Source organism: uncultured Porphyromonas sp. (genome assembly GCF_938039215.1).
Taxonomy (GTDB): domain Bacteria; phylum Bacteroidota; class Bacteroidia; order Bacteroidales; family Porphyromonadaceae; genus Porphyromonas.
In genome coordinates this window covers 82,460-88,459 of the sequence record NZ_CALHVI010000033.1, presented here as the reverse complement: position 1 = coordinate 88,459, position 6,000 = coordinate 82,460, and the positions used below count along the sequence as shown (strand labels likewise).

Below are 6,000 nucleotides of genomic sequence, written 5' to 3'. Positions count from 1 at the left end.
TGACTTCGAAGCTATCCTAGGGAATACCCTAGTGACAAGCGAAGGCACAGGTGTCGTCCGTACCCTTTGGCTACACGATCTAGCGACAGGCGAAGTCGTCGTACCAGTAGACTACCCCTTTGAGTCCGATACGCTCGAGATCCAAGGTGATGATGTGCTCTTCTTCTACACCTATGATTGGGACAAGAATCCTAGGATCAGTTGGGATCAGAAGAAGGGTACTTGGGTAGACCAAACGAAGGTACCTGCTGCCCTACGCAACGAGCAACTTAAAGAGGCCCAACAGGCGGTCAAGGACTTCCTCAGCGAAGGGTTGCCCCTCATGGCTAAGCAGAAGGTCAAGGTGGATCTCAAGGAGCGTAAGGTCACCCCACTCGAGGAGTACCGGTGGGGCTACGTAGAGTAAATCATCTCCTTCTTACCAATAAGAATATATACCATGCAGTACAAATCTCTTATCCTAGGCACAGCCCTAGCACTCAGCCTCCTCACGATAGGCTGTACCGGACAGACCAGTCAATCAGACTCAAGTGATAGTACTCAGATAGCCTCCCTCCCACTACCCGAACTGACGGATGGGGATGAGGTGGCCTTTGAGAATGACGATGTGCGTATCGTCAAGGGCAAGACGATAGAGACAGAGGGTGGTGTCTACAATACCATCAAGGTGCAACCCAAGCGTTCGGGCTCTGATATCAAGGCCTTTGAGCTGGAGGGTACCATTCTCGACTTTGAGGGGGTAGTGGGGTATACGCTACTTACCTACGAAGGTACAGGAGCCACAGGCACGCTTCGTCTCCATGACCTAGCTACGGGGAATGAAGTGATGCCCATCGATCTGCCCTTCGACTCTGGACAAGGAGTGGAGGTCGCTGATGCGAATACCTTCTACTTCTACACTCAGGATGAAGCCTCCCCGACGATCGCCTGGGATCAGAAAAAGGGAGCTTGGGGCGATCTGAATAAGGTGCCCGATGCCCTTCGCAATAAGCAGCTCAAGGAGCTACAGGAGAAGCTACAGCCCGATCTCTTTGATGGCCTCCCTCTGATGGCCCTGCGGAAGGTAGAGGTCAAGATCAAGGAGCGTAAGGTCACCCCTCTCGAGGAGTATCGATGGGGTATGGTCGAGTAGCCTCTAGGCTAAGGCAGGCTTGCATTAGCGTAAAGCTTATTCTCTCTTAACTAAATCGATTGATCTCATGCGAAAGATTATCCTCATCCTGCTGTGTGCTCTTTCATTCTGTAGCATAGAGGCACAGCAGCGCAAAGCTAGCGAGAAGAAGGTCAATATCCGTGATATCTTCTTAGCCCTTCCCGATGATGCTCTGGGGAACCGCTGGACGGTGGAGGAGCGCAGAGAGCTACTGAAGCAAATCGGTTGTCCTAAGGATAAGGAGGAGGTAGTCCCACCCTTCATAGATGTCTGTGATGAGCGAAGGGGCTACCTCCGTGTCTACTATGCCTACCCAGAGAACTGGAGGGTAGAGGTGTGCTATTGGAACCTAAAGGACGGACGCAAGCTCGTCGCTGCTTCTGAGACGGAAGGTATCAGTCACCTCAAGTTCTACATCTATGACCGAGGTCGTATCCGGCTCGGTGGGTTCTTAGCCCCTGATATTAGTCAGGTGAAGCTGGAGGACTTCTACGATACCTCGGGACTTACCCCTAAGCAACGATCGGAGCTTAGCCGTCTCTTCCAGAAGCGTGCACTCTTCCGCTATGCTCTACCCCGCCAGGGGACTTCGCTGGAGATGCACATGGGCTTCCCCGTACAAGATATGGAGTACGAGACTATGTTCCTCGATACCGAATATGGTTATTTGAAGCAGTGTAAGTACGTCATCTTCCGCTGGCAGAATGAGCGTTGGGTCAAAGAGGTGAAGACTCTATCTAAAGTGGATGCAGACGAAGACTGTCAGTGCTTGTAATTCATTCGTTCAATCCCTAATACCCCCTGATTATGAGACTAAATAAATTCTTATTCGGTGCACTCTATTTGCTCTCCAGCGTGACTCTGGGTGTGGCACAAGAGGGGCCTTCGGTGACCTGCTATGCCTATCAGCTCGGAGGTGTGAATGTGCAGCTGGAGTATGACCTAGCCCAGAGTAAGCCCGTCGAGCTCTTTCTGGAGTATGCCGATGACACCATAGATACCTTGCATTACTTCTCCTATGACGAGCAGTTAGCCCGCTATGAGCTCCGGAGCAAGTCTAGTGACAGCTTTGCCATCATCCCTCGGTCTACGAGGACGGATCGCCATCTGCTGGAGCTCATCCTGAGATTCAAGGGAGAGACTCGTACCCTCCTGCTCCACAATGTCTCAGACGCTATGGGTGTCTTCATCCACGATACGCAGGCGGGGGATACGAACCTCCGCAATAGACCTAAGGGCGATGTGGTATGTCAGCTAAGCAAGAAGGGGACATACCTACTCAGTGTCTGCGCTGCCCAAGATGGGTGGTGGCGCATCTGTGGCAATCAGATCAGTGTATACGAAACGGAGAATGAAGGGGTAGCTGCCATCCGCAAGTCTGGGGATGCTTGGATTCACTCCTCTGTCATTGCCATGGATACACGCAACTATGGTGGACAAAAGCTCCATCTACGGGATCGACCCTCGAACGAGGGACGTGTCGTGTATTCCTTCACCAAGGAGATCCTCCTACGCCCTCTAGAGTGGCGAGGCGCATGGGTCAAGGTGCAGACGATCGACAAGAAGCACCAAGGCTGGATACATAGCGAGTGGCTCTGTGGCAACCCCCTGACTACTTGTGCATAGACCCTATCTAAGCATCCCTATTCACAATACGATACTCAATGTCATGAAAAGAACTACCTATTTTCTTTCGATTATCCTTGGCCTAGGAGTCTTACTCCCCGCTGAAGCTCGAGGACTTAATGCCTCGCTAGAGAAGACCTCCAAGGCGACAACACAGGTGGCTGTACACACAGAAGCGTGCGCCTTTGATCGGGACGGCAGCAGTGCTAGTACCCCCAATGCTTCGGCTAAGACTTACTATGTGAGTGTCAAGGGTAAAGCACGTGCCGATGGCCTGAGCAAGGATACACCTCTGAAGGATCTACAGAAGGCTATTGACCTAGCAGAAGAAGGCTCGACGATCCTCGTCGCCGAAGGCAACTATTTGGGCAATATGGATCGAGGCTTCATCGAATGTGGACGCTTCGGTAATGGAGCCGACGATGGTAAGTTCCTCAAGTTCTATGGCGGTTATTCGCCCGACTTCTCGGAGCGAGATCCCTTGAAGTACATCACCAAGATCCAGCCCAATGAGACGACTCCCCGTGTGCTCGGCTCGGCGCTTTTCCACATCACAGCACGTCGTGCCTACGGAGACAAGCGTCCCGCTGGAGAAGTGGTGGTAGACGGCTTTACGTTCGATGGCGGGGAACTGATCCTCTACAACAAGGCCGATGTCAAGGATCCACGCACGGGTACTCCTAATTCGGAAGTGCTCACGGGTATGCTCATTCATCCCGATGGCACGGGAGTTCAGCCTACGGGCTATTCGAAGGCTGACTGGCGGGCGCTTCACCTCACTGTCGAGGGGAAGGTCCGTGTCTCGAACTGTGTCTTCGTCAACTGCCGTTTCTTCGGTCTGCAGGCTGGGATGGGTGCAGGGCACATCGAGGTAAGTAATAATGTCTTCGTCGCCAACCGTTATGCCGCATGTGAGATCTGGGGTACACTCGCCGCAGGGCGAGAGGGTGAGATCTCGCTGGACTTCCATCACAATACGGTGCTCTTCACTTGGCCGATCACTAAGGAGTTTGAGACCATGGGGCAAGGCTTCCGCTTCATGAATGGGATCCGTACGATCAATGTCTATCGCAATATCTTCGCCTTCAATTCCCGCTGCGGTGTCGAGCGTTGTCGCTACGAGGCGAAGCAGGAATATGAGAAGCTCAAGCAGAGTAATCTCTATGAGAATTACTTCACGGGCAATATGTACGACCTACAGATCTGCACCAAGGGCAATCCTCTGAATGTCCCTGCCTCCCGTATCGAGGAAGCGGATGAGATCGGCCCTAAGTACGAGGGGAATAAGGAGATGCCTTTCGACAAACGCTTCATAGATGCGATCGATGCTCCCTACCTCAAGGGCTTCACCAGCCTCAAGATCTCTACCTCGGAGAGCTATGACCGCAACTCGACAGCCAATCAGATCAATCGCCACCTCGGCCTCAACCAGCAGGCCACGCAGACTACCCGTGTGACGATGTTCGCCAACAAGTATCCTTGGGAGAAGGCTCGTCGGCTCTTCGGCGTGGTCTCGGGCTATGGTGCTCAGATCCCAGCGAAGTAGGGTACGCACCCGCTCTAGATCAGGGGTTGGAGAGCTCCCCCGATGGGGTGCTAAGAAAACCTACGGTAGGTCGTCGATGCGACCTACCGTGGGTCGCAAGTGAAACCTACTGTAGGTTTTTTCGGCGACCTACCGTAGGTCGGTTTTCGCCCTCTCCCAGAGCGCCGAGACCAAGGGCAGTCGAAGGGGGGATCGGACTGCGATCTTCAGCAAGCCCTTCCCTCTAGGGATTTAGCCGAACTTTCATTCCACATATTATCAACCAATTCTCATATACACAAGTACCTATGAACGCAATCTCTATGAGGATATGCTCTGTCCTCGCTCTGTGCATGCTCTTTGCGTGCAGCCCAGGGAAGAACCAGAAGCAGCAGGAAGCCGTCAATGATGACGATGCCGTCACAGCCCCCTTTGGAAACTATGCCAGCCTAGCCTCTTCGCATGTGATCGCTTATCAGGATAGTCTCCTCTTCTTCTACAATGTCGATGAGGATATGGTCGTCCCCTTCCACCTGCAAGAGCCTGACGAAGTCTTCAGCTTCACCTTCGATCCCGACGGCAGGCATATGTACTACACCGTCGTACGCAAGGGCAAGCTCACCCTCCGTCAAGCCACCTTCACCGATGGCGCTCCTAAGCTCGAAGACCTAGCAGACCTCGGACTGGACAAGGAGGACTGTATCCATCAGTGTACTGGAGAGAATAGTAGCCTCGTCTACCGAAAGGGCAAGCTGATCTTCCAGAGTGGCTTTAGTTGGGATGGGTACAGCTTCTCGAAGACTCATATCTTCACCCTCGCTAGTCGTAGCCTCCAGAAAGATGTTGATATGGATACAGCGGAGCAGTTCTTCGCTGGATACAAGCAGGAGACCGGAGCTGATCAGTTCGTCACGAAGGGCAAGCTCTTGTACTTCCGCTCGGGTAAGCAACTCATCTGTGTGAGCGACAAGCTCAAGCTACGGCCGGAGGAAGATGCCGATGATTTCGGATACCTGTGGTATCAGGCAAGTCCCGATAGGAGCAAAGTCGCCTTCACAGCGTACACGTCCATCGGGGACCTTCCCCACGGCCCGCTCTGTATCGCTAATGCCGATGGCTCGAATCAGCGTCTGCTCGCCGAGGATCTCGCTGCTAGTGAGCTGTCCCCTATCTGGATGGGCAATAAGCTCTACTTCATCGATCAGGACAGTGAGCTGGAGGCGGAGAATGACGGAGACTGCACCACTTCGCTCTATGTCACCGAGCCGGAGACGAATGAGCGCTCCCGTATGTTTGACCGAGTGCGACGCTTTGCGATCAAGCTTCCTGCTAAGTGATCTCGCTGGGCTCGGCTCGGTGGGCTCTATCCGCTGGTAGCAGGCCTTGCCACTCGTCCCCTTTTGCTGGGGAATAGGGCGGGTGTCCCGAGGGGAGAATAGCCCCCCTTCGGACGAGCCCATGAGAAGATCGATTTTGGGACCCACCGTAGGTCGTCGATGCGACCTACGGTGGGTCGCCTTGACGACCTACAGTAGGTTTTTCTTGCGACCTACCGTAGGTCGTTTTTTGCCCCCTCCAAGCGCCCTTGTCTAGAGGCCTTGTAGCGGGGCTTTTTCGTCCGTCCCTGAGCGGGGTAGATTCTCTTCGTCCGATGGGGTGGAAGCGGCGGGCGGTGCAGTGGGGCATTTGCGTTATC

The 6,000-nt window shown here is 53.6% G+C and carries 5 protein-coding genes and 1 pseudogene; all 6 read left to right on the top strand.

The window, feature by feature from the left end:
* Positions 1-406, top strand: a pseudogene (locus tag Q0336_RS05085) (hypothetical protein); the annotation flags it as partial.
* Positions 407-439: 33 nt separating this feature from the next.
* On the top strand, positions 440-1,132 hold the full coding sequence (locus Q0336_RS05080; RefSeq protein WP_298526328.1) for a hypothetical protein: 693 nt from the start codon (positions 440-442) through the stop codon (positions 1,130-1,132).
* 67 nt (positions 1,133-1,199) lie between these two features.
* Complete coding sequence (locus Q0336_RS05075) at positions 1,200-1,928, top strand: hypothetical protein (RefSeq protein WP_298526326.1); 729 nt, start codon at positions 1,200-1,202, stop codon at positions 1,926-1,928.
* Between the two features lie 32 nt (positions 1,929-1,960).
* On the top strand, positions 1,961-2,779 hold the full coding sequence (locus Q0336_RS05070) for an SH3 domain-containing protein (protein ID WP_298526324.1): 819 nt from the start codon (positions 1,961-1,963) through the stop codon (positions 2,777-2,779).
* A gap of 43 nt (positions 2,780-2,822) precedes the next feature.
* Positions 2,823-4,325, top strand: coding sequence for a right-handed parallel beta-helix repeat-containing protein (locus Q0336_RS05065; RefSeq protein ID WP_298526322.1), 1,503 nt, complete (start codon positions 2,823-2,825; stop codon positions 4,323-4,325).
* 287 nt (positions 4,326-4,612) lie between these two features.
* Positions 4,613-5,641 (top strand): hypothetical protein, encoded by a 1,029-nt coding sequence (locus Q0336_RS05060; RefSeq protein ID WP_298526321.1) that lies wholly within the window; start codon positions 4,613-4,615, stop codon positions 5,639-5,641.
* The last annotated feature ends 359 nt before the right edge of the window (positions 5,642-6,000 follow it).